General features: G+C 56.4%; 1 rRNA gene. It reads right to left on the reverse strand.

Features of this window, described 5'->3' with window-relative positions:
- Positions 1 to 22: 22 nt before the first annotated feature.
- A 23S ribosomal RNA gene (locus tag IF17_RS0135660) occupies positions 23 to 3,148 on the reverse strand.
- Between the last annotated feature and the right edge of the window lie 32 nt (positions 3,149 to 3,180).

Consider the following 3,180-nt stretch of genomic DNA (forward strand, 5'->3'; position numbering starts at 1 on the left):
AACACAGTGGACGCGAGCAACTGAGGACAAGCCCTCGGCCTATTAGTACCAGTCAGCTCCACCCCTTACAGGGCTTCCACATCTGGCCTATCAACCCAGTCGTCTACTGGGAGCCTTAACCCCTCAAGAGGGTGGGAATACTCATCTCGAAGCAGGCTTCCCGCTTAGATGCTTTCAGCGGTTATCCTTTCCGAACGTAGCCAACCAGCCATGCCCTTGGCAGGACAACTGGCACACCAGAGGTTCGTCCGTCCCGGTCCTCTCGTACTAGGGACAGCCCTTCTCAATATTCCTACGCGCGCAGCGGATAGGGACCGAACTGTCTCACGACGTTCTAAACCCAGCTCGCGTACCGCTTTAATGGGCGAACAGCCCAACCCTTGGGACCGACTCCAGCCCCAGGATGCGACGAGCCGACATCGAGGTGCCAAACCATCCCGTCGATATGGACTCTTGGGGAAGATCAGCCTGTTATCCCCGGGGTACCTTTTATCCGTTGAGCGACAGCGCTTCCACAAGCCACTGCCGGATCACTAGTCCCGACTTTCGTCCCTGCTCGACCCGTCGGTCTCACAGTCAAGCTCCCTTGTGCACTTACACTCAACACCTGATTGCCAACCAGGCTGAGGGAACCTTTGGGCGCCTCCGTTACTCTTTAGGAGGCAACCGCCCCAGTTAAACTACCCATCAGACACTGTCCCTGATCCGGATCACGGACCCAGGTTAGACATCCAGCACGACCAGAGTGGTATTTCAACGACGACTCCACAACCACTGGCGTGGCCGCTTCACAGTCTCCCACCTATCCTACACAAGCCGAACCGAACACCAATATCAAACTATAGTAAAGGTCCCGGGGTCTTTCCGTCCTGCTGCGCGAAACGAGCATCTTTACTCGTAGTGCAATTTCACCGGGCCTATGGTTGAGACAGTCGAGAAGTCGTTACGCCATTCGTGCAGGTCGGAACTTACCCGACAAGGAATTTCGCTACCTTAGGATGGTTATAGTTACCACCGCCGTTTACTGGCGCTTAAGTTCTCAGCTTCGCACACCCGAAAGTGCACTAACCGGTCCCCTTAACGTTCCAGCACCGGGCAGGCGTCAGTCCGTATACATCGCCTTACGGCTTCGCACGGACCTGTGTTTTTAGTAAACAGTCGCTTCTCGCTGGTCTCTGCGGCCACCCCCAGCTCAAGCAGCAAGTGCTATCACCAGTGATGGCCCCCCTTCTCCCGAAGTTACGGGGGCATTTTGCCGAGTTCCTTAACCATAGTTCACCCGAACGCCTCGGTATTCTCTACCTGACCACCTGAGTCGGTTTAGGGTACGGGCCGCCATGAAACTCGCTAGAGGCTTTTCTCGACAGCATAGGATCATCCACTTCACCACAATCGGCTCGGCATCAGGTCTCAGACTTATATGCACGACGGATTTGCCTACCGTGCGTCCTACACCCTTACCCCGGGACAACCACCGCCCGGGCTGGACTACCTTCCTGCGTCACCCCATCGCTTACCTACTACAAGTCTGGTTCATCGGCTCCACCACTACCCTCAACTCCGAAGAGATCGGGCCGGCTTCACGGACTTAGCATCGCCTGATTCAGTACTGGGCGTTTCAAAGCGGGTACCGGAATATCAACCGGTTGTCCATCGACTACGCCTGTCGGCCTCGCCTTAGGTCCCGACTTACCCTGGGCAGATCAGCTTGACCCAGGAACCCTTAGTCAATCGGCGCACACGTTTCTCACGTGTGTATCGCTACTCATGCCTGCATTCTCACTCGTGAACCGTCCACAACTCGCTTCCGCGGCTGCTTCACCCGGCACACGACGCTCCCCTACCCATCCCAGCCCCCGTTGGGGGTATGTGCTGGAATGACACGACTTCGGCGGTACGCTTGAGCCCCGCTACATTGTCGGCGCGGAATCACTTGACCAGTGAGCTATTACGCACTCTTTCAAGGGTGGCTGCTTCTAAGCCAACCTCCTGGTTGTCTCTGCGACTCCACATCCTTTCCCACTTAGCGTACGCTTAGGGGCCTTAGTCGATGCTCTGGGCTGTTTCCCTCTCGACCATGGAGCTTATCCCCCACAGTCTCACTGCCGTGCTCTCACTTACCGGCATTCGGAGTTTGGCTAAGGTCAGTAACCCGGTAGGGCCCATCGCCTATCCAGTGCTCTACCTCCGGCAAGAAACACACGACGCTGCACCTAAATGCATTTCGGGGAGAACCAGCTATCACGGAGTTTGATTGGCCTTTCACCCCTAACCACAGGTCATCCCCCAGGTTTTCAACCCTGGTGGGTTCGGTCCTCCACGAAGTCTTACCTCCGCTTCAACCTGCCCATGGCTAGATCACTCCGCTTCGGGTCTAGAGCGTGCAACTCAATCGCCCTATTCGGACTCGCTTTCGCTACGGCTTCCCCACACGGGTTAACCTCGCTACACACCGCTAACTCGCAGGCTCATTCTTCAAAAGGCACGCAGTCACGACTGCATGTGCAAGCACATACAGCGACGCTCCCACGGCTTGTAGGCACACGGTTTCAGGTACTATTTCACTCCGCTCCCGCGGTACTTTTCACCATTCCCTCACGGTACTATCCGCTATCGGTCACCAGGGAATATTTAGGCTTAGCGGGTGGTCCCGCCAGATTCACACGGGATTTCTCGGGCCCCGTGCTACTTGGGTGGTTCTCAAGCAAGCCGTTGATGTTTCAGCTACGGGGGTCTTACCCTCTACGCCGGACCTTTCGCATGTCCTTCGCCTACACCAACGGTTTCTGACTTGCCGACCAATCGGCAGATTGATCAAGAGAACTCCCACAACCCCGCATGCGCAACCCCTGCCGGGTATCACACGCATACGGTTTGGCCTCATCCAGTTTCGCTCGCCACTACTCCCGGAATCACGGTTGTTTTCTCTTCCTGAGGGTACTGAGATGTTTCACTTCCCCTCGTTCCCTCCACACTGCCTATGTGTTCAGCAGCGGGTGACAGCCCATGACGACTGCCGGGTTTCCCCATTCGGAAACCCCCGGATCAAAGCTTGGTTGACAGCTCCCCGGGGACTATCGTGGCCTCCCACGTCCTTCATCGGTTCCTGGTGCCAAGGCATCCACCGTGCGCCCTTAAAAACTTGGCCACAGATGCTCGCGTCCACTGTGCAGTTCTCAA

It is taken from the genome of Streptomyces cyaneofuscatus (assembly GCF_000718135.1).
Classification (GTDB): domain Bacteria; phylum Actinomycetota; class Actinomycetes; order Streptomycetales; family Streptomycetaceae; genus Streptomyces; species Streptomyces cyaneofuscatus.